Raw genomic sequence first — 24,307 nt, forward strand, 5'->3', positions numbered from 1 at the left:
TCTCTCCCCGTGGTCGCAGCTCAGCGGTGGGAACGGTCGAGCGCGGGGGCCGCGACCGGCGTGACGGTGAGATCGAGGCGCGCCGACCGGACCGGTCTCGCGGCGGGGCGGACGGGACTCGTACGGATCTCGGCACGGCGAGGCCAGTACCGGCGACGCCGGTACCCCGGTGGCGGGAGCGGAGCCCGGCCGGTCCCCTCGGGCGCGCCGGGGCCGAGTACGACGTGGGCGTTGGTGCCGCCGAATCCGAAGGCGCTGACCGCGACGCGGCTGCCGGCGGGCAGTTCGGTCGTGGTGCGCGCGGGGAAGAACGGTGACTCGGCGAACGCGAACCGCGGATTGGGCCGCTCGCAGTGCAGGGTCGGGACGATCAGCCCGTGCCGGAGCGTCTGCACGGCCTTGATGAATCCGGCGATCCCGGCCGCGCTGAGTAGGTGGCCCATCGAGCTCTTGACGCTGCCGATCCCGCAGTACTCCCGGTCGCCGGTGTGCTGCCGGTAGACGGCGGTCAGCGCCTGCAACTCGATCGGGTCGCCGATCATCGTGCCGGTGCCGTGCGCCTCGACATATCCGATGGTGCGCGCGTCGATGCCGCCGCGGGCGAGCACATCGGTGATCAGCGCCCGCTGGGCGTGCCCGTTCGGGGTGGTGTGGCCCATCGTGCGGCCGTCGTTGTTGACACCGGACGCTTCGATGACCGCGAGGATGCGGTCGCCGTCGCGTTCGGCGTCGTCGAGACGCTTCAGCATCACCAGCCCGGCGCCCTCTCCCGGGACGAAGCCGTCGGCGGACTCGTCGAAGGTGCGGCAGCGTCCGGTGGGTGACAGCGCCTTGCCGGCGCTGAGCATCAGATACGGCTCCTCGTCCAGGAGCAGGTCCACGCCGCCGGCCAGCGCCATCTCGGACTCGCCCAGCATCAGGCTCTGCGCCGCCAGGTGCACGCTGACCAGCGCCGACGAGCACGCGCTGTCGACCACGAGGTTCGGCCCGGCGAGGTCGAGGAAGTGCGACACGTGCGCCGCGATGTAGTTCTGGTTGATCCCGACGATGGACTCGCGGGTCAGCGGCCGCAGGTATTCGCGGTGGTTGCCGGTCCGGCCGCCGACGAAGACGCCGACCCGGCGGCCGCGCAACTCCTCGTCGGTGTACCCGGCGTCGTGGACGCATTCGACGGCGACCTCCAGCGTCTTGCGCACCAGGGGGTCGAGCTGCCGTGCCGTCTCGTCGTCGAAGCCGAAGTAGCCCGGGTCGAACAGGGCGGCGTCGTCGAGGAAGCCGCCCCACCGGCTCTGGCTGAACCCGGGGCCGCCGTCCGGCCGGTAGAGCGCCGTGGTGTCCCACCGGTCCGCCGGCACGTCGCCGACCATGTCCCGCCCGGCGAGCAGTGCCTGCCACAGCTGTCCCGGGTCGGCGGCGCCGGGTAGCCGGCAGCCCATCCCGATGACCGCGATCCGCATCGGCACGCCGTCCGCGGCGGGCGTCCGCGCCGGCGCCGCGGACGCCACCGGGCCGGTGGCCGGGGCGCGCACTCCTCCGTCGGTGAGCGCGGCGGCGAGCCGGGCCAGTGTCGGATGCTCCTGGAGCAGGCTGGGATCCACAACGTCGCCGAGCGCCGCCTCGAGATCGCGGACCAGCTCTGCCATCAGCAACGAGTCCACGCCGAGGTCGACGAGGTTGGTGTCGGGCCGCAGCAGGGACCGATCGGTGCGAGTGGTCCGAGCCACCACGTCGGCCAGCCAGTCGATGGTGTCCGGCTCCGGCCCGTCCGCCGGAGCGGTGACCGGCGCCGGGGCCGCCTCGGGGGCACGCCGGGGCGCCCGGAACAGGTCGTCGGCCGGCGCCGTCGTCCGGCGAGTCAGGCAGGGAAGCAGAACCGGCTCGCCCGGCACCCGCAGCGCCAGGTCGAGCAGTCGCAGCGCGTCGGTCTCCGCCAGGTCGGGGATGCCCAGCTCGGTCCCGGCGCTGGTACGCCGCTCGCCCATCCCGACGTCCCGCCAGAGCGGCCACCGCAGCGACCGGACCACGCACCCGGGCTCTTCCGCGTGCGCCTCGGCGAAGTCGTCGAGGACGTTGTTGGCCGCGGCGTAGTCCAGATAGCCCCCGGCCAGCCGCGGCGACCCGGCCGCGATCGAGGAGAACAACACCATGAGCCGCGGCAAACGGCTGCCGAACGCCGCCCACAGTGTCTCGACGGCGAGTTTGGGCCGCAGCACGTCACCGATCTCGCTGGCCGTCTTGGCCAGGAATGACCGGGGCTGGTGCATGACCCCCGCGCAGTGGAAGACCGCCGCGATCCCGCCGGCGCGGCTTCGATGTCGGTTGATCAGTCGGCGCAGCGTGCCCACGTCGTTCAGCGCATGTGTGTGGACGGAAAGCTTCACGTCCCGGTCGGCGAGGGCCAGCAGAGCGGTGAGGCGCGCGCGCAGCAGCGGGTCGGTCGACGGCTCGGCGACCAGGGACGCCCAACGGTTGCGGGCGGGCAGCGCGGAGCGGCCGATCAGGACGAGGTGCCGCGCACCCCGGTCGACCAGGTGCTCGGCGAGGCGCAGGCCGATTCCGCCGACGCCCCCGGTGATCAGAACGGCGCCCCGGTCCAGACCGGTCAGCGGGTCGAAGTCGCCGGGCTGGGCGGACCCGACCACGCGGCGCCGCCGCCGGGAGCCGGCGTACCCGATCTCGGTCTCCTGGTCGTCGGCCGTGCTCTCGGCCGCGACCGCGGCGGCCAGGTCCGCAAAGTCACCGTCGACCCGGACGGTGCGGGAGACCACCGTGGGCAGTTCTCCGGAGACGGCGCGGTAGAAGCCAGCCAGCGCCGAGCGGCGGGCGCCGCTGACGTGCAGGCAGCGCAGGCCGGTACGCGGATGCCGGCCGAGCACTTCGCGCAGCACCTCGATCCGCTCGGTGACCAGCGCGCCCGGTTCGCTCCAGTCGACCAGATCGGCGACGCCGACCAGGCCCGGCACGGCGGGCAGCGGATCGCCGGGGCGATGCGCGAGGGCGTCGTCGCCGAACAGCGTCGGCGCCAGGTTCGGGTCCGTCGTGAGGACCAGGAAGCGGCCGCGCTGAGCCGGCGCGGGTGGCGGCGCGTCCTGCCAGGCCGCGGTGAGGAACTGAGGGGCGGCAGTGGGCGCCGCCCAGTGCTGGTCCCGGCGGAACGGGTAGGTCGGCAGCGACACAATGGGGGCGGCTGGCACCGGGCCCTCGATCCCGGCGTCGCCGGTGAGCGGCTCGGCGTCGACGGCGGCGGCCAGCGCGTCCGCGAGCTCGCCGAGGTCGGCCGCCGTGACGGTGACGCGGCAGGCCAGCGTGGCCCGGCCGGTGCTCATCGTCCGAGCGATCGAGGCGAGCGGGGGCGCTTGCGGTGACCGCACCACGTTCAGCAGCGCGACGAGCGCGTCCCGCAGGGCCTGCGGGGTGCGGGCCGACACCGGCACCGCCACCCGGCCGGCCGGCAGCGCCTCGGCGGCGGGCGGTGCCTCCTCCAGGACCGCGTGCGCGTTCGTGCCGCCCATGCCGAACGAGCTGACCCCGGCCCGGCGGGGGCCGCCGCCGGGCGGCGGCTCCCATGCGGCCTGTTCCAGCTGGAGCCGCAACGGCGACCCGGACAGGTTGATCATGCGGTTCGTCCGGCGCACGTTGCGGGTGGCCGGCAGGGTCCGGTGGCGCATCGCGAGAATGACTTTCATCATTCCGGCGATACCGGCGGCGGCCTCCAGATGACCGATGTTGGTCTTGATGGATCCGATGCCGCAGTGCGGCGCGTCCGGCATCGGGTGCTGACTGCGGGCGTACAGCCGGCGGAACGCCACCACCATGGCCGACACCTCGATCGGGTCGCCCAGCCGGGTACCGGTGCCGTGCGCCTCGATGTAGCCGATGGTGGTGGGGTCGACGCCCGCCGTGGTGTATGCGCTGACCAACAGGTCGGCCTGGGCCTCCGGGTTGGGCGCGGTGAACGACTGCGCCTGCCCGCCGTGGTTGACCGCCACCTCGCGGATCACCGCGTGCACCCGATCGCCGTCGGCGAGCGCCCGGTCGAGGGGTTTGAGCAGCAACGCGCACGCCCCCTCGCCGCGGACGTAGCCGTCGGCGCCGTCGTCGAACGTGTGGCAGCGTCCGCGTGGGCTCAGCACACCTGCCCGCTGGTACGCCGCGTGCTGTCCCGGGTCGCACAGCACGTTCACGCCGCCCGCGATGGCCTGGTCGCATTCGCCGGCCCGCAGCGCCGCGATGGCCTGGGCGACCGCGACCAGCGACGACGAGCAGAGGGTGTCCACGGTGACGCTCGGGCCGCGCAGGCCCAGGGCGTACGAGACCCGGTTGGCCACCAGCGACGGGGAGACCGCGACGCTCAAGTGCGGTTCGTCGCGACCGGCGTGCTCGGCCAGAACGGTGGCGTAGTCGGAGTGGCACACCCCGGTGTAGACGCCGGTCCGGCTGCCCGCCAGCGTGGTGGGATCCTGTCCGGCGTCCTCGGCCGTCGCCCACGCCACCTCGAGCATGAGTCGCTGCTGGGGATCCATCAGCGCAGCCTCGCGGGGACTGATGGCGAAGAATTCGTGGTCGAAGCGGCGGATGTCGTCGAGCAGCGCCGCCCGTCCCACCAGATCCGGGTGCGCGGCGGTGTCCCAGCGGTCGATCGGGATGTCGCCGACGGCGTCCTCGTCGCGACCGAGCAGGTCCCACAGCTCACCCACGTTGTCCGCCCCGGGGAAACGTCCGGCCATGCCGATCACCGCGATCGGCGCCGAGGCGTCCGGCTTCGGTGCGGCCGTGGCGGCGACCGGTTGGGGCTCGCGGTCTTCGCCGCGTATCACCCGTGCCATGGCGGCGGCGGTGAAGGCCTGGAACATGGCGCTGGGATCGATCTGCAGGCCGTGCTCGTCGTGGGCCAGCGCCACGACCTCGGCCAGCGCGACGCTGTCCAGGCCGTACCGCCGCAGGTCGTCGTCGGCGGTCAGGGAGCCGGCGGGCCGACCCAGCGCCTGTTCCAGCAGCGGCAGCAGCACCGCGTCCAGGTCGTCGGGCGTGGGCGCCGGGTCCGGCCGGGCCGTCGCGGCGCGGGTGGTGACGGTGTTACCCCAGAGGTCGCCGAACACGCTGGGCCCGCGCAGTGCTTTGACCGTCTCGATCCGGGCCAGCGGCCTGTTGTCGTCCTCGCGCAGCAGCGTCGAGGTCAGCACCGCCCGGTGGCCGTCCTCCAGGCGCAGGTCGTCGAGCCGGTATCGCACGGTGTCCTCGGCGCCGCAGTTCGCCAGATACACGATGTCGCGGCTGACGGTGGCGGCCGCGGTGGCCCACTCGCCGCCTGGCGCCAGCGAGTGCAGGTACCGACGCTCGCCGTGGTCGTTGATGTGCGGGTAAGAGGCGAAGTAGAGCAGGCCGAGGGCGTTGACGTCGACGACCGGGTTGAGTTCGTAACGCTCGGTGTGCAGCCCGGGACCGTCCAGGTGGCGCCCGCTCTGCGCCTGGAAGTCGTGCAGGAAGGCAAGCTGGTCGGCGTCCGGTTCACGGGCCGGCAGGCAGCCGGGGAGCTGTGGGACTCCGGGGACCAGCCAGTTGCGGTCCGAGCGGCGGACGAAGACGGTGAGCAGCCGGACGTCGACGTGTGCCGTACCGGTGGCGAACCGGATGTCGGACAGGAACCGCCGGTCGTCCAGTCTGGTCAGTTCACCGCTCATCTCGCCTTCGTCAAGCTCGGCGAAAGAGGCGAGCGAGGCGCTCGCAGTGTGCCGGACCCGGACGAAGGCCGGAAGTAACCGGGTGCCGTCGGCATCGGCGAGTTTGTTGACCGAGGTGCCGAAGTACTCACCGATCAACGACCAGTGCAGGTCGCCGGACTCGCGTAACAGCCAGTTCTCGGAGAGGCCACCGGTGGCGAGCGTCGGCAGGCCCAGAACGACATGCCGGGCGGTCACGAGGCAGAACCGGAGGGGTGGTGACCGGGGAGCTGTGCGTAGCCGTGCTGCCACCTGCCTGGCCCCCATATTCGGTGATATAACGGGCCAGAACCCACACTCATCTGCATCAGAAAACTCCCCTGTGTCATCCGCTGCATGCAGAACGTAGTCCAGTGGATCACTCCCGTCTACAGCGCCTTGCGGTTACTTTTCGCCTTACCGAGCGTGACCAACCGCCGATCAAGGAACGGGCAAGACGGTCATTCGTGCAGCACACACCGAAGAATGCCGGGGCCCCCACCACCCGCCTCGTGAGTCGAATTTGGAGGATGCAGTGGACAAGATTTGCGATATTCGTCACACTGAGCAAGCGGGTGGTCACCCGTGACCACCGGAGCCGACGACACCGGATTGCTGAACGCCCTCCTTCCATCCGGTGTCGCCGTTTCCGAGCTGTTCACCGACCCACTGCACATCGACCTGCACCCGCAGGAGGCTGCCGTCGTGGCCCGCGCAGTCGACAAGCGCCGCCGCGAGTTCGCCGCCGTCCGTCTCTGCGCACGCACCGCGCTGAGACGGATTGGAGTGCCCCCCGGACCGATCCTGCCGGGCCCCAAGGGTGCACCGCAGTGGCCGAACGGAGTGATCGGCAGCATGACGCACTGTGACGGCTACCGAGCGGCGGCGGTAGCTCATCGCGCCACATTCGCCTCGATCGGGATTGACGCCGAGCCGCACGCCGCTCTGCCCGACGGCGTGGAAAAGCTGACCGCGCTCCCCGAGGAGCGAATAGCCCTGACCCGGCTGGCCGTCACCCACCCTCGCATACACTGGGACCGGCTGCTGTTCAGCGCGAAAGAGAGCGTTTACAAAGCGTGGTTCCCATTGACCGGCCGCTGGCTGGACTTCACGGAATGCATCATCACGCCCGATCCGGAACGTCACACCTTCACGGCCGACCTGACCGTGCCCGGACCAATTGTCGCCGGAGACCGGATCAGCCGGTTCACCGGACGCTGGCACGCCGGGGGTGACGCTCGACACGTCGTCACCGCCGTCACCGTGCCGTGGCCCGCATGACGAACCCCACCAGCCACGCCGGAAAACCCCCGGCGTGATCACTCGCGGCCCTCAGTCGTGTCAGCCAGGGCGGGCATGTGCTCGGCCGGTTGATCCGCTCCAGCGGGTTCGTCGACTGGATCAGCCAAGGCGGTCAGGTCGTCCTTGGCTTCCAGCAGCATCTGTTTGCCCGTGGGAACTGGCTGCCGAGCATGTCGGTGACGGTATCGACCTGGGCCCTCACCACGCTCTGGCTGGGCTGGGCGAAGATCGTGCGGATCGTCGCGGCGACCATCTCGCCGGCGTCCTTCAGGACCACGCCGAGGACCTCCCGGCCGCCGTCCTCGGTGATGCCGGTCGCGATGGCCACGGCCCGGGAGGCGATCTGGTGGTGGCCCCAAGCCTTGCAGTAGGTGACGTCGAGGTAGATGTAGGGGAAGCGGGCGCGGTCCAGCAGCCTGGTGCGGAACGCGGTCAACGGCTCGTCCAGGGCAGCGCAGATCCGGGAGACCTCGCACTTGGACGTCCCCGTGTCCACCCCCAGGGCTTTGACCAGGTCGTTGACCGACCGAGTGGAGACACCCTCGATGTAAGAAGCTGTTGTCGTTCCGATCTTGAGGGGTGGGCGTCGAACGGGAGTCTCGATCGGGTGATCGCGACTGGCCGTGGGCATGAAGGCAGGGCCTCTTGGTAGCTCGGGGTTGCGAAGCCAACCGAGATCCAGGAGACCCTGTTGCCGCAGTTGTACGTGCTCACGCCGGTGGAGTTCAAGTCGGCTGCTCCGTCCTGTGATTGTGTCGCTCACCGGTTCGGGAATGCGGCCGATCACCCGGAACGTGTTCGGCGGTATCCCTCGGACATGGCGGACGCGGAGTGGGCTGTGGTCCGGCCGCTGCTGCCGGTGCCGGGCTGGATGCGGGGCCGGGGCGGACAGCCGGAGGCGTACTGCCACCGGGCGATACTGGACGCGATCCGCTATCTCGTGGACAACGGCGTCAAGTGGCGGGCGATGCCGGCCGACTTCCCGCCGTGGGACCGGGTCTACGCGTTCTTCCGCCGCTGGCGCGACCACGTGCTGGTCAGGGAGTTCCACGACCGGCTGCGCGACCGGGTCCGCCAGAAGGCGGGCAGGGATGTGGAGCCGACGGCCGGTGTGATCGACTCGCAGTCCATCAAGGCGGACGCCGTCGTCGGCGCCGACAGCCGTGGCTTCGACGGCGGCAAGCTGATCAACGGACGCAAGCGGCACGTCATGGTCGACACCCTCGGCCTGCTGCTGGGCGTCATGGTCACGAGCGCGGACATCGGAGACCGTGCCGCCGGGAAGGCGCTGCTCGCCCAGGTGGCCGACGCCCGCCACCGGCTGGAGCTGGTCTGGGCCGACGGCGGCTACACCGGCAGCCTCGTCGAGCACTGCCTGGCCGTGTTCGCCCTGGTCTTGGCGATCGTCAAACGCAGCGACGACATACGCGGTTTCGTGGTGCTGCCCAAGCGGTGGATCGTCGAGCGGCTCTTCGCCCATCTGATGCGAAGCCGTCGCCTGGTCCGCGACTACGAACGCCGCACGACCAGCGCCGAGGCGATGGTCTACTGGTCGATGACCATGATCATGACCCGCCGTCTGACCCGCTCACGTTCCGCGCAAGCGTGAACCGGCCCGGCTGACGCTCGGCCAGCCAGCCCCGCGCGACCAGGCGTTTCGCCTTCGACCTGAGCGCCTCCACCTTCGACGGCACCGCGTCCAGGCCGAACAAGACGGCCATTTCCTGGCAGGTAAGCGGCCCTTGACGGAGGCGATGCCGGTCCGCGAGGGCCTGCAGGATGCGCTGGTAGTCCATCGACAGCACGGTCGCGTCCAGCCCCTCGCGCCACACCGGCACCTGCGCCTTCGGCTTTGCTGCCGTCGACGCTGGCGATGCCTCCTCTGCCTGCCCTTGCGCCGGCATCACCCGTTCGGTCCGTGCGTGATCTGCGGTTTCGTCCACCGGACCCAGCACCTCGCCGACCCGCGAGCGGGCGATGACCCACTCCTTCCATTCCCGCTCCGCCACGGCCAGCTCGGCCTGGACGCGGTCGGCCTCCTCCCGCAGCTCGTCCACACGACGGCGAGCACCCAGCTCGCGCTGCTCGAGCAACCCCACGACCGACGGCATCCACGACCTCCCAGGAACGATGACACGACAGGCCACCCCTCCCACGGGAGCACCAAACCTATGCCTGACCAGCGAAAACACCGGTCTCAGGTTCGGTACGACAACACCTACTCAGGCTTCAGCGCCCCCCACTGCTTGAGGGCCCATATCTACGGCGGGCTCGATGCATGGGGCCTGGCCAGCGACTGAGCTCTTTCAGAGTGGCCACTGATCGGGTGACCGGTCGGCGTCCCGCAACGCACGAAGCTCCTGTGCCGTTGAGAGAGGTGTTCGGCGTCTCAACTCATCAGCGCAGGAGCCTCGTTGGTTCCCTGTCCTGCCTCACTCGACCTGCCTCACGCCCTGGTCGAGTGGGTCACCATGCTCATCGTCACCCGTGAGGGTGACCGCCGCTGCAAGCTCCCGCCTCACCAGCGTGCTCTCGTCGCCCTGATCTACCTCCGCCGACACGACCCGCTCACGCAGATCGCCGCCGGCTTCGGCATATCTGTCGGCACCGCCCACGCCTACGTCACCGCCGTCGTCGACCACCTCGCCCGCCGGGCGCCCGGACTGCTGCGGGTCCTGCGGGAAGCCGATCCCGATCACGTCCTGCTCGACGGAACGCTCGCCGAGTGCGACCGGGTCGGCGACAGCCGGGCCGACTTCTCCCACAAGCACCGCCGCCACGGCGTGAACGTGCAGGTCATCACCGATCCCGCGGGCAACCTGCTGTGGATCTCGCCCGCCCTGCCCGGCCGTACCCACGACCTGACCGCAGCCCGCACCCACCGCATCATCCGCATCTGCGAACGCCAAGGCGTGCCCGATCGTCGCCGACCGCGCCTACATCGGCGCCGGCCCATGGGTGACCACACCGATCAGACGACTTCCGCACCAGGACCTCAACCCGACCCAGCGGACGATCAACCGGGCCCTGGCAGCGGCACGAGCACCCGTCGAACGAAGCGTCGCGCGACTGAAGTCCTGGCGCATCTTCCGCAGAGCCCGCTGCAGTCCCAACCGGATGATGGCTCTGTTCATGAGAATGAGGATCAGGCACAAATTCCGTGAGGGCGATCAGCGGCGTTCGGTCTCGGTGACGTAGCGTCTTCTGGGACCGTAGGGCGGTGTGATGACTTCGTCGGTGACCTGTTTCCGCACCTCAGCGGGGTACAGCTGGAGAATGTGCTCTTCGACTGCGGGGTGATTCGCCTGAGGGCGCGAACCCGGGAGGCTGAGGTGGCCTGCCCTGGATGCGCGGTGATGTCCAACCGAGTGCACAGCACGTATGGAAGGCGCCTTGCCGACAGGCCGGTTGGAGATCGGCCGGTGCTGATCGAGTTGACGGTGCGACGGCTGTACTGCGAGAACACTCGTTGTCCGCGGCGTACGTTCGCCGAGCAGGTCGACGGGCTGACCGTTCGCTACGGCCGCCGCACACCTGCCGCCCAGCGAGTTCTGGAGGCTGTCGCCGTCGCGCTGGCCGGCCGGGCCGGGAGCCGTCTTGCCGCTGCCCTGCACGCACCGGTGAGTCGGGCGACACTACTTCGGGCGATCATGGCCATACCCGACCCGGCCTGGTCTGTTCCCAAGGTGCTGGGCGTCGATGACTTCGCCACCCGCCGCGGACAGCATTACGGCACCGTGCTCATCGACTGCGAGACCCGCCGACCACTCGATCTGCTGCCCGGTCGTGACGCTGCGACCCTGGCCGGCTGGCTGCGGGAACGTCCCGGCTCCGAGATCATCTGCCGCGACCGGGCCGGTTCTTACGCCGAGGGTGCCCGCACCGGTGCCCCGAACGCGATCCAGGTCGCCGACCGTTTCCACCTCTGGCAGAACCTCGGCACCGCCGTCGAACGCGACGTGCGCCGCCACGACAACTGCTTGAAGGCGACCGCCATCACCGAGGGCATGCCGAACGACACCGTTGTTGATCACGCGGGCGTCGAGAAGGAAATGTCGCCCATCGAGATCCGTATTCGCGAACGCCATGCAACCGTGCACGCACTGCTGGCCCAGGGGCACGGCATCCGCGAGATCGTCCGGGAACTGCACATGGGCGGCAACACCGTACGCCGCACCGCCCGCGCCGAGACCCCCGAAGAATTACTGACCGGACGGCGTTAGCCCCGGCCCAGCCAGCTCGATCCTTACAAAGCTCACCTGGACAAACGCTGGGCGGAAGGAGCCATCAACGCGATCCGTCTGCACGCCGAGCTCCAGGACCTCGGCTACCGCGGCGGCTATCAGACCATCAGCGACTACCTGCGGCCGCGGCGTCGCCGACGCATCCGGGTTGTCGCTCCCGCACCTCCAAGCGTCCGTCAGGTCACCGGCTGGATGATGCGGCACCCCGAGCACCTGGGCGACGAAGAACGCCGGCAGTTCACCGCTGTCCTTGTCCAGTGCCCGGAACTGACCGCCGTCCATGGGCATGTCCGCACCTTCGCCGAGATCCTCACCACACGCTCCGGCCAGCACCTCAAAGACTGGATCACCGCCACCCGCACCGAGGATCTTCCCGGCCTGCACACGTTCAGCCATGGCCTGGAGCAGGACTGGGACGCTGTCGTTCAGGGCCTGACCACCTGCTGGAACTCCGGCCCGGTGGAAGGTCGGGTCAATCACATCAAGATGATCAAACGCCAGATGTTCGGCCGAGCCAAGCTTCCACTACTCCGCAAGCGGGTACTTCTCACCGCCGTCCGATGACGAACCTGCTCAGGCAAGACGGTGCTCGCTGGAGTACGTACTCCGACGGCTGGCAGAGAGCCAAGACGAGCGAGTTATTTACCACGAAGTACCACGAACTCACCCAGCCTTGCTCTTTGTTCGCAAGTCCCGGCCCATCCTCGCGATAGAGATGACGCAGCAAACGATGGCGCACCGGAGCCCCAGCAACCAACAAGAGCGGTGCCACGGCGACCGCCCCAACTGTCGTCCCGAGCCGGACAGCTTGAATCCCGGCAACGTTTCCTACCTGCATGGCTTCAGTCTGCCGATCAGAAGAACCCCAGGCACCACTCGCTCACGGAATTTGTGCCTGATCCACGTTCGGCTCTGTCTCACATTCGGTGGTGACAGATTGTGAGCATGGGGCACCTCTGCCTTGCAGAGGGTGCGGTCGGTGCTCTGACCTCGATGTTTCGATGCGGCTGGCGGCGCATCGGAGTCGATGAGTCTGTCGCGCCACGCTCTCACGGACAGACGCCGAGCTGATCGGTCGGCCCCCCAGAGAGCGACTGCTGTGGTGCGCGGGCCTGCGGGTTCTTGATCGATGGTCTGCCCGTCACCGCCATTACTGTCCGTCACCACCGAATGTGAGACAGAGCCGTTCGTTTGACAGACCCCTCTCCGGACCCAACGGAAGGACCCACGCATGAGCACCGTCGCTCTGACCGCCACGGACTTCGAGAGGACGGTCAACGAGAACGACATCGTCCTCGTCGACTTCTGGGCCTCCTGGTGCGGTTCGTGCCGGATGTTCGCCCCCGTCTACGAGAAGGTCTCCGAGGCCCACTCCGACATCGTCTTCGGCAAGGTCGACACCGAGGCGGAGCAGGCCCTGGCCGCCGCCGCGGACGTCACCTCGATCCCCACGCCGATGGCCTTCCGCGAGGGTGTCCTCGTCTTCGCCCAGCCCGGCGCCCTGCCCGCCCAGGCCCTGGAGCAGGTGATCGACGCCGTCCGGGGGCTGGACATGGAGGAGGTGCACGCCTCCGTCGCCGCCCAGCAGTCCGGCGACGAGGGCTGAGGGGGACTGAGGCGGGGGAAGCACCCGCCCGGCACCCGCCGGGCCCGTACGGACGGCCGGTGCGGTGCCCCACCGGCCGGACCGGACGCTCACCGGTTGTTCAGGTAGGCCAGTACCGCGAGCACCCGGCGGTGGCCGCTGTCGCTCTGGGGCAGGCCGAGCTTCAGGAAGACGTTGCCGATGTGCTTGCTGACCGAGCGCTCCGTGATGACGAGCGTCCTGGCGATGGTGGCGTTGTCGTGCCCCTCGGCCATGAGCTTCAGGACCTCCCTCTCGCGCGGGGTCAGGGAGTCCAGCGGCGAGCCGCGCCGGCGCGTCAGCAACTCGCCGACCACCTCCGAATCCAGGGCCGTGCCGCCGCCCGCGACACGCTCCAGCGCCTCCAGGAACTCGTCCACGCGGCCCACCCGGTCCTTCAGCAGGTAGCCGACCCCGCCGGCGCCGCCCTCCAGCAGCTCGGCGGCGTAGGTCTCCTCCACGTACTGCGAGAGCACCAGCACCGGCAGTCCGGGGATCCTGACCCTGGCCTCCAGAGCGGCCCGCAGCCCCTCGTCGCGGAAGCCCGGCGGCATCCGCACGTCGAGCACGGCCACGTCCGGGCGGTGCTCCAGCAGGGCCGGCAGGATTTCCGGCCCGGCACCGGCGACGGCCGCCACCTCGTGCCCAGCCGACGCCAGCAGCAGCACCAGCCCCTCCCGGAGCAGGGCGTTGTCCTCGGCTATCACCACGCGCACGGCAGCTCCCTCACGGTCGTGGCCGTCCCGGACGGAAGGTACGGCCGGAAACCGGAACAGGAGGTTACCCGGCCCCGGGCGGCCGGCCCGGGGACCCGCCGCACCGGGAAACCCGCGCGGTACCGGCGGGCGCCCCGCCAGGCAACCGGCCGCACCGCTGCCGGTGGAGCCCGCTCCACCACCGGCACGGGGGTGTGCTCCCCCGCGGCGGCGGGCCGGTCCCGCCTAGTACTCCAGCAGGACTTCGCTGTCTGACCTGGTCTTTCGCCGGGTGGCGGGAGTGTAGCGGGACTTCGGTCGTGCGGGGGTGGTCTCACGGAGACCGCCCCTCGATCGTGCGACAACGCCGCAGGTAGTGACAGCGGCGGGGCAGCCTCCGAGGGTGATCACCGAGTATGCCGCCGCGCAGTGGGACCTCGAACTGGACGATCTCTTCCTGACCATCGGGCACCGCTTCGGCCGAGTCGAGCTCCGCCGCCGCATGCGTGACTACGTGCGCGGGCTGCTCGCCCCGGTGGCCCGCAAGAACAGCTGGCAGTTGGCCGAACAGGCCGGCCATCGCACGCCCGACGGCCTGCAGCACCTCCTCGCCGGATCGAAGTGGGAGCCTGATGACATCCGCGATGACCTGCAGGAGTACGTCGCCGGCAAGCTCGGCGAGAACGACGGCGTGCTGATCATCGACGACACCGGGTTCATCAAGAAGGGCACCACTTCCGCCGGGGTTCAGCGCCAGTACTCCGGCACCGCCGGCCGGACCGAGAACTGCCAGATCGGCGTCTTCGCCGCCTATGCCTCTGCCCGCGGCCGGGCCCTGGTCGACCGCGAGCTCTACCTCCCGAAGTCCTGGACCGAGGACCGGGAACGCTGCCGCACCGCAAGGATCCCCGACGAGAGGGAGTTCGCCACCAAGGGCGAACTGGCCCGGCACATGGTGCTGCGGGCCCTCGCCTCGCCGCTGCCCATCGCCTGGGTCACCGCGGATTCCGCCTACGGTCAGGACAACCGATTCCGCCGGCTGCTGGAACAGTCGGGTGTCGGCTACGTGCTGGCCGTCCCCAAGTCCCAATTCAGCGTGGGCTGTTCACGGATTGAGGGTCTGTTCGCGCAAGCCCCCAACGAGGCATGGGAGAAGATCTCATGCGGCAATGGCGCGAAGGGGCCCCGCGTCTACCACTGGGCAGCAGTGCGGCTGCCGGCCGTCACCGAGTTCGACTACCAGGGCGAGGTCCCCCACCGGATGCGATGGGCACTGGCCCGGCGCAGCATCAGCAAACCCGACGAGATCGCCTACTACCTCGCCTACACGCCCCTGGAGACCACGGTCCAGGAGCTGGTGCGGGTCGCCGGGACACGCTGGGCGATCGAGGAGTGCTTCCAGGCCGCAAAGAACGAATGCGGCCTGGACCAGTACGAAGTCCGCCGCTACGTGGGCTGGTATCGGCACATCACTCTGGCCATGCTCGCGCACGCCTTCCTGGCCGCCACGGCACACCAGCCCTGGGAAAAAGGGGCGCAACCGGTGGGGCGGCCGGGGTCATTGAGCTCACAGTGGCGGAGGTTCGGCGACTCCTGGCAGCTTGTCGTGCCCGACCCCCGCACCTGAGGGGACACCGCGGACGACATCACGCGCTGAGCTGGTCGAACTGGCGCCGCCGACGCCAAGCAGTTGCCCGCCGCTGTCACTACCTGCGGCGTTGTCGCACGATCGAGGGGCGGTCTCCGTGAGACCACCCCCGCACGACCGGAGTCCCGCTACACTCCCGCCACCCGGCGAAAGACCAGGTCAGACAGCGAAGTCCTGCTGGAGTACTAGGACTCGCGCCCTCCGCGTACAACCCCCTCTGACAGGAGAGACCACCATGGACCAGGCCTTCACCGACACCCTCCGCCCCCACCTGCGCTACCTCGCCGCCGACCAGGAGCTGCGCTCCGACGACCGGCTGCGCGACCTGGGGCTGAACTCTATGCAGGCCATCGACCTCGTCTTCGACCTGGAGGACAACTGCGGGGTGACTCTCCCCGACGACCAGCTCACCGACGCCAACTTCGAGACCGCTGGCACCCTGTGGGCGGCCGTGGAGAGCGCGCGCTCCGCCGCCCTGGCGGACGCCCGGTGAGGGCCCTTGACCCCGCGCTGGCCGAGCGCCTGGCGCCGGTACTCGCCACGGTCGAGCGGCACGCGGCCGAGACCGACGAGAAGGCGTCCTTCCCGCTGGAGGGCCTCACCGCGATGCGGGCCTCGGGACTCCTCGGCCTACTGGTTCCGGCCCGCTATGGCGGGCTGGACGGTACCGTCCCCGACCTGCTGGCCGTCTCCCAGCTGATGTCCCGTCAGGACATGTCGGCCGCCATGGTGTTCGCCATGCACGGCCAGCAGGTGGCGGCGCTGGTGCACCACGCCTCCGAGGATCTGCGCGAGCGGGTGCTGCCGAAGGTGGCCCGGGGCGATCTGTACCTGGGGTCGGTCACCACCGAGGCCGGCAAGGGCGGGCACCTGCTCAGCTCACAGACCGGCACACGGCGTGCGGGCGACCTCGTCGAGCTGGACCGGATGGCACCGATCGTCACCGGCGGCGCGCACGCCGACGCCTACCTGATCACCGCCCTCGCCCCCGGCGCCACCTCGGACGGGCAGGTGTCGCTGGTCTACGCCGAACGGGACCAGCTCGACGTGCAGGTCCTCGGCGGCTGGGACCCGATGGGCATGCGGGGCACCCACAGCGTGCCGATGCGCTTCACCGGGGCGGTGCCCCACGACCAGGTCGTCGGCGCGCACGGCGACTTCCGCCGGGTCACCGTCGACGTCTTCGCCCCGCTGGCCCACCTCGGCTGGAGCGCCTGCTGGCTGGGGACGGCGGCCGGTGCGCTCTCCCGCACGCTGCGGTTCCTGCGCAGCCCCGAGGAGCGGCGCCGCCGGGACCTCAAGAGCGAACTGCTGCTGGTCCGGCTGTCCCGGGCACGCCAACGCCTCGACACCGTGCAGGCCATGCTGAGTCACGCCGCCGACGTCTACGGCACGCTCTCCGAACGGGAGCGCGGCGGCGCGCCCTGGCAGTTGCTGGTCAACGCCCTGAAGGTAACGGCCTCCGAGCTGTGCCCGGCCGCCGTGGAAGAGCTGATCGAGCTGGTGGGTCTGCGCCACGGCTATCTGCGCAACCAGCCGCTCGCGCTGGAACGCGCCCTGCGCGACCTGCGGTCCGCGTCGCTGAACTACGGCAACGACCGGCTGCACCTGGCCAACGGCTCGTTGAGCCTGCTGGACCAGGAGACGACCCTTGTCTGACGCCCTGTCGGCCGAGCCCGAGACCGGCTCCGGCTCCGCGACCCCCCGCGCGACGGTCACCCGGCCCGTCGGTCGTCCGGCCAGCAGGCGGCCCGGCAGCCGTCCGACCCTCACATCGCCCACCGGCGGTTCGGCCGGTGCACGGCCCTCGGCGACCGCGCCGGGGCCCCTCCCGGTCGTCGGCCTGTGGGCGCCCGCGCCGGGCGTCACCGTCGTCCTGGACCGCGTGGACCGGGTGCTGGCGACACCCGCGGCCCTGGACCGGTTGCGGCCCGAGGAGCACCGGGCGGCCGCCGCGATGGCGCACTGGCGGGCCCGGGAGCACCTGGCCGGCCGGGCGTTGCTGCGGATGCTCCTCGCCGCGCCTGCGGGTGAGACGGTCGCCCGCGGGCCGGTGGTCCCCGAACCGGCCGGCCGGCCCCGGCTGCCCGGCTCGCCCCGCCTGGGGGTGAGCGTCTCCCACAGCGGCCCGTACGTGGCGGCCGCCGTCGGCGTCGGGCTGGACATCGGCGTCGACGTCCAGGTGCCCGTGCCGCCCTCCCCCGGCATGCTGCGGCGCTGCTGCCCGGCGCGGACGGCGGCACGGCTGGCGGGCCTACCGTCCGACCGGTCCGCCGACGCCTTCGCCCGCGTGTGGACCGTGCAGGAGGCGTGCGTGAAGGCGCGCGGCACCGGTCTGTCCGGCGCGCCCTGGCGGGTACGCGCCAACCCGGACGAGGCGGCCGGCTCCTGGAAAGGACTGCGCTGGCGCCGGTTGCCCTGGCCGCCCTCGGCGGGCGCCGGAGCGGGCGCCCTCGCCTGCGCGTACGGCCCGGCGCGGGCCGGTTCCGGCGCCGCGTGCGGACCCGACGGGCGCCGACCGCCCGCCGCCCCGTTCCCCCCGGCGGGAACGCGGACCCGCCGCGGACACCCCCTTCTCGTGGAGGACATCGATGCCCACTGATCCCGTCGCCCCCGCCAGTGCGGGCCTGAGCTGCTACACGGAGAACCTCGCCGCCTACCTGTGCGCCCGCAGCGCCGGCTCCACCGCCCTGCTGGCCCGCTCCGTGCGGCTCGCGGTGGACCCGGTCACCGGCGCCTTCTCCCACCACGACCGGGCCCTGAACAACCTGCCCGGCGGGCGGCGGCTCGGCTACCGGGGCGCCCCCGACGCCGGCACGGCCCTCACCGGCATCGCGGCCGAACTGGCCCGGCGCGGCAGGGTCCTGGTGGTCGCCGACAGCGGCGCACTGCCGTGGCTGTCCGGCGCGGCCGACGACCACGCACCACATCTCGTCGTGGTGGACGGCCGCACACCGGACGGCGACTGGCACCTGACGGACGCCTTCACCGCCCTGTTCAGCAGCGGCGGCTCCCAGGAGCCGTTCTCCGGAGAGCTGTCCGCGGCGGAGTTCACCGCGCTGCTGGCCTTCCCGCACGGGCTGTCGGAGGTGCACCGCACCCGCAACGCCCTGGCCTTCGGTTTCCCGGTCGCGGCGCCGCCGCACGAGACGTACCAGTGGCTGGCCGAGGAGGAGGGGACCACCGAGGAGCGGCTGCCCGGCGGGCCCTGGCTGACCGGATCCGCCGCCCTGGAGGAGAGCGCGCGGCTCCTGCTGGCCGACTTGGCCGCCGACGCCTCGCGGGGCGTGCTGCAGGACGTGTGGGCGGCAGCTCAGCACCACGTGTTCCGCGACGCCCACCTGACGGCCGCTGCGGGAACCGCGCTCGCCCCGGAGGAACGGCGGGCCCTCGACGCCACCACCGCCAAATGGCGGGAGCTGCCCCGGATACTCCGCTTCGCCGCCAACTCGGCGCGCCGCGGCCGACCGCGGCCCTCGCTGGTCAGCGGCGCGTTCACCGCGCTGGCGGACCTCGAGGAGGCGGCCTCGCCGATCCGCGCGGCCCACGGCTACGGCGTCCCCACCCGGCCGGCCGCCCGGTCCTACGCGCGGCAGGGAGGATGAGCCCGATGCCGACGTCCGCGCTCACCCTGTGGGACCGCTTCGCCCGTACGGCCGACCGCCATCCCGACCGGCCGGCACTCACCGCCGGATCCACCACGCTGACCTACGCCGAGTTGCGCGCCCGCGCCGAGGCGCTCGCCGGCCGGCTGTGCGCCGACGGACCGCCGCCCCGCCGGGTCGCTCTGCTGGCGGTGCGCACCCCCGTCACGTACGCCTCCTACCTGGCCGTGCAGCGGCTGGGGGCCGCGGTGGTGCCCCTGAATCCGGCCGCCCCGCCGGGCCGCAACGAGACCGTCGTACGGCAGGCCGGCGCGACGCTGGTGCTGACCGACGCGCGGAGCGACGCCGACCCGGCGGGCCGGGCCGCGCCGCTCGTCCCGGTGGCCCTCACCGACCCCGCCGACGGCCCCGGCCCGCGGAATCTTGCCGGCCCGGGCCCGCAGGACACCGCGTACATCCTGTTCACGTCGGGTTCCACCGGCCGGCCCAAGGGCGTGGTGATCCGGCACGCCAACACCGACGCCTACCTGGACCACGCCGTCGAGCGGACCGGGGCCGGGCCGGAGAGCCGGCTGTCGCAGAGCTTCGACCTGACCTTCGACCCGTCGGTCTTCGACATGTTCGTGGCCTGGAGCACCGGGGCGGCCCTCGTCGTACCCACCCGGGACGAACTGATGGACCCGGCCGGCTTCGTGGCGCGGCACGGGCTGACCCACTGGTTCTCCGTGCCGTCGGTGGTCTCGCTCGCCGCCCGGTTGCGGCGGTTGGCGCCGGACTCGGTGCCGACCCTGCGCTACGCCGCCTTCGCTGGTGAGCCGCTCACCGCTCGGCAGGCCGGGGCCTTCGCCGCGGCCGCTCCGGGCGCCCGCCTGGAGAACCTCTACGGCCCCACCGAGCTGACCGTCACCTGCACCGGCTACCGCCTTCCCGCCGACCCGGCCCACTGGCCGCGCACCGCGAACGGCACCGTTCCCATCGGGACCGCCCACCCGGGCGCCGAGACGCTGGTGGTGGACGAGCGGCTGCGCCCCGCCGAGGAGGGCGAACTCCTGGTGCGCGGCGCACAGCGCTTCCCCGGCTACCTGGACCCGGCGGACGACCCGGGCCGGTTCGCCGCGGGCGAGCCCGGCACGGGCCTGATCCCCTACGAGGGCGGGCCGCTGGCCGACGCCAACTGGTACCGGACCGGAGACCGGGTGGCCCGGGACGGCGACGGCCTGGTGCACCTGGGCCGCCTCGACAGCCAGGTCAAGATCAGTGGCTACCGTGTCGAGCTGGGCGAGGTCGAGGAGGCCCTGCGCGCACGTCCCGGTGTCACCGACGCGGTCGTGGTGGCCCGTACCGACCGGTCCACGCCCGTCCTGCAGGCGGTCTACACCGGGGACGCCCCCGATCCGGCGCCCCTGTTGGATGCGTTGCAGGAACGGCTGCCCACCCACATGGTGCCGCGCACCCTGCTGCGTCTGCCGGAGCTGCCGCTCAACCTCAACGGCAAGACCGACCGCGGGGCCGTCGTCGCCGCCCTGGACACGGCACGGCGGGCCGCGCTCCGCACTCCCCTGCGCACCCCCGCGGACCGGACCGCCGCCGGCGTCCCCCGCACCCCCTCCCCGGAAGGAACCCGGTGACGTGACCGTGACCACCGCCACCCGCACCCCGCTGCCCTGCCGTGAGGAGTTCTGCACCGCCATGGCGCAGCTCGCCACCGGCGTCGCCGTGATCACGACCAACGGCTCCGAAGGGCCCGTCGGCTGCACCGCGAGCGCTGTGCTCTCGCTGTCCACCGAGCCGCCCTCGCTGCTCGTCTCCCTCGCCAGCGGCGGCCGCACCGTACGGCAGGCACTCGACCACGGCCTCTTCGCCGTCAACATCCTGAGCTGGCAGCAGCGGGACCTGATCGACCGCTTCGCCCGACGGCCGGCGGCGGAGCGCTTCGAGGGCGTCGCCCACCGGGACGAGGAGGGCTGCCCGGTGCTGGAGGGTACGGCCGCCACTGTGGTGTGCCGACTCGACCAGGCGCCCACCGCGTTCGACCACACCCTGCTGATCGGCCGGGCCCTGTGGACCGCGCACGACCTCGCCGCCCAGGCCGCGGTGCTCTACCAGCGCCACCCGCACGCCGTGGCCCGCTGACCTTGCGTCCCCGGCAGCCGCACCGGCCCCGGTCCCACCGCGTCATGGCCGACCGCGGTGGACCGCCCCGCACGCCCCCCCGCACCCACGTCTGACAGGGATGAACATGAGCGTCTTCGGCACCATGGAATCAGAGGTCCGCAGCTACAGCCGGGCCTGGCCCACCGTGTTCACCACCGGACACGGCGCCCTGCTGCGCGATGAGTCCGGACGGTCCTACCTCGACTTCTTCGCCGGGGCAGGCGCGCTCAACTACGGGCACAACCCGCCCGAGCTGAAGGCGTCGCTGCTGGAGTACCTGTCCGGCGACGGCGTCACCCACGGCCTCGACATGAACACCACAGCCAAGCGCGCCTTCCTTGAGCGGTTCCGGGACCTGGTCCTCGTGCCGCGCGGCCTGGACTACCGCGTCCAGTTCCCCGGGCCGGGCGGCACCAACGCGGTCGAGGCCGCGCTCAAGCTCGCCCGGAAGGTCACCGGGCGGCACGCCGTCGCCTACTTCGACCGCGGCTTCCACGGGATGACCCTCGGGTCGCTGGCGGTCACCGCCAATCCGACCAAGCGCGCCGGGGCGGGCGTCCCGCTGCCCCACACCGTGCCGCTGCCCTTCGACGACCCTGCGCAGGACGAGGAGCGCGCGGTGGCCGTGCTCGTCCGGTCGCTGGACACCGCCGCCGCACACGCACCGATGGCGGCCGTGGTGGTGGAGACCGTCCAGGGCGAGGGCGGAGTCAACCCGGCCCGCCCCGTATGGCTGCGCACGCTCGCGTCCTGGGCTCAGGACCACGGCGCACTGCTGATCGTGGACGACATCCAGATGGGTTGCGGGCGCACCGGCCCGTTCTTCTCCTTCGAGCGGGCCGGGATCGTCCCCGACCTCGTCTGCCTGTCCAAGTCCCTCAGCGGGTACGGGATGCCCATGGCCCTGACGCTGCTGCGCCCCGAGTACGACGTGTGGAAGCCCGGCGAGCACAACGGCACCTTCCGCGGCTACAACCCGGCGTTCGTCACCGCCGCCCGGACGCTGGAGCTGTTCTGGTCCGACGGCGCACTGGAGGCCAGGACCGCCGCCCTGGGCGAGCGGGTGGGCGGCGCCCTCGCGCGGACCGCCCACCGGTACGGACTGCCCGCGCCGCGCGGCCTGGGGCTGGCCTGGGCGCTGCCCTTCGACCGTCCGGGCGCGGCCCGCGAGGTGTGCGACGCTGCCTACCGGAGCGGTCTGCTGCTCGAGACGGCCGGGCCGCACGACGAGGTGGCCAAGCTCCTGCCGCCGCTGACCGTGACCGACGAGCAACTCGCCCACGGCCTCGACACACTCGACGCGGCCGTCGCCTCGGTGGCCGGCGTGCGGACGCTGGCGGCCTGACAGGGCGGGGACGCTTCGGCTCCCGGACCAATTCCCCGGCGGCGCACCGGCCGACGGGCCCGATGAACGGAGAGCGGATGTCGGTCGACCTCGTCGGCTTCCTCGGCGTCGTCCTGGTGGCGTACGTGGTGCCCGGGCCGGACTTCCTCGTGGTGGTGCGGTCGGCGACCGAGCACCCGGCGAAGGGACGGGCGGCGGCGCTCGGCGCGCAGGCCGGGCTGTGCGTGCACATGCTCGCCGCGGCGGCCGGACTGTCGGTGATCGCCGCCCGCTCCCCCCTGGTGTACGACGCCATCAAGCTCCTGGGCGCCGCCTACCTGGTCTACCTGGGGGTGCGGGCGGTCTTGGCGACCCGGCGGTCCGCCCGCGAGCGGACGCACGGACGGGAGACGGGTAGCGATCCCCAGGACGGTCCGGCCCCGTCCCCCTCACCTCGGGGCGAGCCGGAACCGCACCGGTGGCGGGCCGGCTTCACCCAGGGGTTCCTCACCAACGTGCTCAACCCCAAGGCGGCACTGTTCTTCCTCAGCATCCTGCCCCAGTTCGTGGACGGCGGGGGCTCGATGACCCGGCAGATCTTCTTCCTCGGCATCCTCGACGTCGTCATCGGCGTCGTCTACTGGTTCGCCCTCGTCACCGTCGCCGCACGTCTGGGTGCCCTTCTCGCCCGTCCGAAGGTCCGCCACCGCTGGGAGCTGACCACCGGCTGGCTGTTCATCGCCATCGGCATCGGCGTCGCCGCGACCACCTGACACGACCCAGCCGCATCGACCGACACCCTCCATGGCCGCTGCCGGCTCCCGGACCTGTACCGGGGATACACCCCGACGCGAGCGGCGACGTCGACCCGCACGCTGGCGGCCGCGCTGACCCGTCAGGGACACCGGGTCGGTGCCGACGCCGTCGCCGGTCTGTTGCGCCAGGAGGGCTTCCGGCTGCAGACCAACGCCAAGACGCTCGAGGGAAGTCAGCATGCCGACAGGGATGCCCAGTTCCGGTATCTCAACGAGCAAGCACGCAAACACCGGGACGCCGACCAGCCGGTGATCAGCGTGGACACCAAGAGAAAGGAGCTGGTCGGCGACTTCCACTATCCGGGCCGTTCCTGGCGGCCGACGGGCGACCCGGTGCCGGTACGTGTCCATGACCTCGCCGACCCGTAGCTGGGCAAAGCCATCCCTTATGACATCTACGACCTGGCGGCCAACACCGGCTGGATCAACGTCGGCACCGACCACGACACCACGACGCCGAACGCAACACCCTGACCCAGGCCACCACGAGCTGTCCCAACCTCCCGGTCGAAGTCACCCTCGCGCGGTAGCCACCCACCAGCGCACCATCAGGCCCCTCCCCCGCCGGGCCCGGACAGCGGCTGCCGCAGGTCGAGGTAACAGCGCAGCCTCACACCCGTCTGACCGGCATCCCAGGTGGTGCGCTCCACCGACGTCGTCGCCCATCACGCCTCCAGCGCCGCGTGAAACGCGAGGGCGGTCTCATCACCCGCAGCGGCGACATCAACCACGACCAGACCGGGCTCGGACACATGCGCATCGTTGATCGCTTCCATGACCAGCACGACGCCTTCAGGCTGGGGGGTTCTCGTCAGGGACCGGATTCACCCGAGCGAGACCCGCCTCGGGGTAGCGGATGGGTGCGCGCTGCGTCACGCGGCCTGGACGGCTCCGCGGGCGCGGACCAGCTGGCGCAGCTCGGAGCGCGCCGCCGGGACGTAGGTGCGGGGCGACGCCTCACGGCAGGCCGTTGTCGTCCTGGTCCGCGCCGTCACCGCGCCGCGCACCAGTTTGCGCATGATGCGCGTCCCTAGCCACCGAGGCGTAGGTGCCGGCCCCCGTACGCGATCCGGACTGGGTCGCCCACCGCCCCCCGGAGAGAGCACAAGTAGGTCGGGCCCGTGGTCGGAACGGGCGCGCCGGGCGCCTGCCGGGGGTCGGTGCGTGGTCATCGCAGTGGCTCCTTCACTTCGGGCC

General features: G+C 71.5%; 16 protein-coding genes and 5 pseudogenes. 15 read left to right on the forward strand and 6 right to left on the reverse strand.

Going from position 1 to position 24,307, the window contains the following annotated elements; genetic code table 11:
• Positions 1-20: 20 nt before the first annotated feature.
• Positions 21-5,918 (reverse strand): beta-ketoacyl synthase N-terminal-like domain-containing protein, encoded by a 5,898-nt coding sequence (locus tag ACWH4W_RS21765; protein WP_473077569.1) that lies wholly within the window; start codon positions 5,916-5,918, stop codon positions 21-23.
• A gap of 393 nt (positions 5,919-6,311) precedes the next feature.
• Here ACWH4W_RS21765 and ACWH4W_RS21770 point away from each other — a divergent pair, with 393 nt between their 5' ends.
• Complete coding sequence (locus tag ACWH4W_RS21770; protein ID WP_030587758.1) at positions 6,312-6,980, forward strand: 4'-phosphopantetheinyl transferase family protein; 669 nt, start codon at positions 6,312-6,314, stop codon at positions 6,978-6,980.
• 85 nt (positions 6,981-7,065) lie between these two features.
• Here ACWH4W_RS21770 and ACWH4W_RS21775 read toward each other — a convergent pair.
• Positions 7,066-7,554, reverse strand: a pseudogene (locus tag ACWH4W_RS21775) (transposase); the annotation flags it as partial.
• Between the two features lie 264 nt (positions 7,555-7,818).
• Between ACWH4W_RS21775 and ACWH4W_RS21780 the strand changes: the two are divergent.
• A complete protein-coding gene (locus ACWH4W_RS21780; RefSeq protein WP_473074984.1) occupies positions 7,819-8,610 on the forward strand; it encodes an IS5 family transposase in 792 nt (263 codons plus the stop codon).
• Here ACWH4W_RS21780 and ACWH4W_RS21785 read toward each other — a convergent pair.
• Positions 8,567-9,112 carry a hypothetical protein gene (locus ACWH4W_RS21785; RefSeq protein ID WP_473074983.1) on the reverse strand — a complete coding sequence of 182 codons (546 nt, stop codon included), beginning with the start codon at positions 9,110-9,112 and terminating at the stop codon, positions 8,567-8,569. The two genes, ACWH4W_RS21780 and ACWH4W_RS21785, sit on opposite strands and share 44 nt — an antisense overlap.
• A 303-nt stretch (positions 9,113-9,415) precedes the next feature.
• Here ACWH4W_RS21785 and ACWH4W_RS21790 point away from each other — a divergent pair.
• The 3 genes and pseudogenes from ACWH4W_RS21790 to trxA all read left to right on the forward strand — a co-directional run bounded on the left by ACWH4W_RS21790 (position 9,416) and on the right by trxA (position 12,851).
• A pseudogene (locus ACWH4W_RS21790) lies at positions 9,416-10,199 on the forward strand (transposase).
• Positions 10,200-10,243: 44 nt separating this feature from the next.
• Positions 10,244-11,809, forward strand: a pseudogene (locus ACWH4W_RS21795) (ISL3 family transposase).
• A 667-nt stretch (positions 11,810-12,476) separates the two neighbouring features.
• Positions 12,477-12,851 carry a thioredoxin gene (trxA, locus tag ACWH4W_RS21800; RefSeq protein ID WP_365423527.1) on the forward strand — a complete coding sequence of 125 codons (375 nt, stop codon included), beginning with the start codon at positions 12,477-12,479 and terminating at the stop codon, positions 12,849-12,851.
• A gap of 89 nt (positions 12,852-12,940) precedes the next feature.
• Here the strand turns inward: trxA and ACWH4W_RS21805 are convergent, their stop codons facing one another.
• Positions 12,941-13,585 (reverse strand): LuxR C-terminal-related transcriptional regulator, encoded by a 645-nt coding sequence (locus ACWH4W_RS21805; RefSeq protein ID WP_290010296.1) that lies wholly within the window; start codon positions 13,583-13,585, stop codon positions 12,941-12,943.
• 382 nt (positions 13,586-13,967) lie between these two features.
• Here ACWH4W_RS21805 and ACWH4W_RS21810 point away from each other — a divergent pair, with 382 nt between their 5' ends.
• From ACWH4W_RS21810 to ACWH4W_RS21855, 10 genes and pseudogenes are all read left to right on the forward strand, one after another.
• A complete protein-coding gene (locus ACWH4W_RS21810; protein ID WP_387760327.1) occupies positions 13,968-15,191 on the forward strand; it encodes an IS701 family transposase in 1,224 nt (407 codons plus the stop codon).
• Positions 15,192-15,447: 256 nt separating this feature from the next.
• A complete protein-coding gene (locus tag ACWH4W_RS21815) occupies positions 15,448-15,705 on the forward strand; it encodes an acyl carrier protein (protein ID WP_359751172.1) in 258 nt (85 codons plus the stop codon).
• Entirely contained in the window at positions 15,702-16,871 is a 1,170-nt protein-coding gene (locus ACWH4W_RS21820; protein ID WP_473077570.1) for an acyl-CoA dehydrogenase family protein, read from the forward strand. Before ACWH4W_RS21815 ends, ACWH4W_RS21820 begins: the two co-directional genes overlap by 4 nt.
• A complete protein-coding gene (locus tag ACWH4W_RS21825; RefSeq protein WP_473077571.1) occupies positions 16,864-17,814 on the forward strand; it encodes a 4'-phosphopantetheinyl transferase family protein in 951 nt (316 codons plus the stop codon). Before ACWH4W_RS21820 ends, ACWH4W_RS21825 begins: the two co-directional genes overlap by 8 nt.
• Complete coding sequence (locus ACWH4W_RS21830; RefSeq protein ID WP_473077572.1) at positions 17,804-18,817, forward strand: hypothetical protein; 1,014 nt, start codon at positions 17,804-17,806, stop codon at positions 18,815-18,817. The genes ACWH4W_RS21825 and ACWH4W_RS21830 overlap by 11 nt, the downstream gene beginning before the upstream one ends.
• A 5-nt stretch (positions 18,818-18,822) precedes the next feature.
• Entirely contained in the window at positions 18,823-20,445 is a 1,623-nt protein-coding gene (locus ACWH4W_RS21835) for an amino acid adenylation domain-containing protein (protein ID WP_473077573.1), read from the forward strand.
• 1 nt (position 20,446) lies between these two features.
• On the forward strand, positions 20,447-20,950 hold the full coding sequence (locus ACWH4W_RS21840; protein WP_473077574.1) for a flavin reductase family protein: 504 nt from the start codon (positions 20,447-20,449) through the stop codon (positions 20,948-20,950).
• Positions 20,951-21,056: 106 nt separating this feature from the next.
• The gene (locus ACWH4W_RS21845) at positions 21,057-22,316 is read left to right on the forward strand and encodes an aspartate aminotransferase family protein (protein ID WP_473077575.1); all 1,260 of its coding nucleotides are present in this window, start codon (positions 21,057-21,059) and stop codon (positions 22,314-22,316) included.
• Between the two features lie 77 nt (positions 22,317-22,393).
• Positions 22,394-23,068, forward strand: coding sequence for a LysE family translocator (locus ACWH4W_RS21850; protein ID WP_473077576.1), 675 nt, complete (start codon positions 22,394-22,396; stop codon positions 23,066-23,068).
• A 69-nt stretch (positions 23,069-23,137) separates the two neighbouring features.
• A pseudogene (locus ACWH4W_RS21855) lies at positions 23,138-23,560 on the forward strand (ISAzo13-like element transposase-related protein); the annotation flags it as partial.
• Positions 23,561-23,658: 98 nt separating this feature from the next.
• Here the strand turns inward: ACWH4W_RS21855 and ACWH4W_RS21860 are convergent.
• Together ACWH4W_RS21860 and ACWH4W_RS21865 are read right to left on the reverse strand one after the other, a co-directional pair.
• Positions 23,659-23,886 (reverse strand): annotated as a pseudogene (locus ACWH4W_RS21860) (DUF6207 family protein).
• 96 nt (positions 23,887-23,982) lie between these two features.
• Positions 23,983-24,129 carry a hypothetical protein gene (locus tag ACWH4W_RS21865; protein ID WP_473077577.1) on the reverse strand — a complete coding sequence of 49 codons (147 nt, stop codon included), beginning with the start codon at positions 24,127-24,129 and terminating at the stop codon, positions 23,983-23,985.
• Positions 24,130-24,307 lie beyond the last annotated feature (178 nt).

The sequence above is a fragment of the Streptomyces sp. DSM 120436 genome (genome assembly GCF_055778765.1).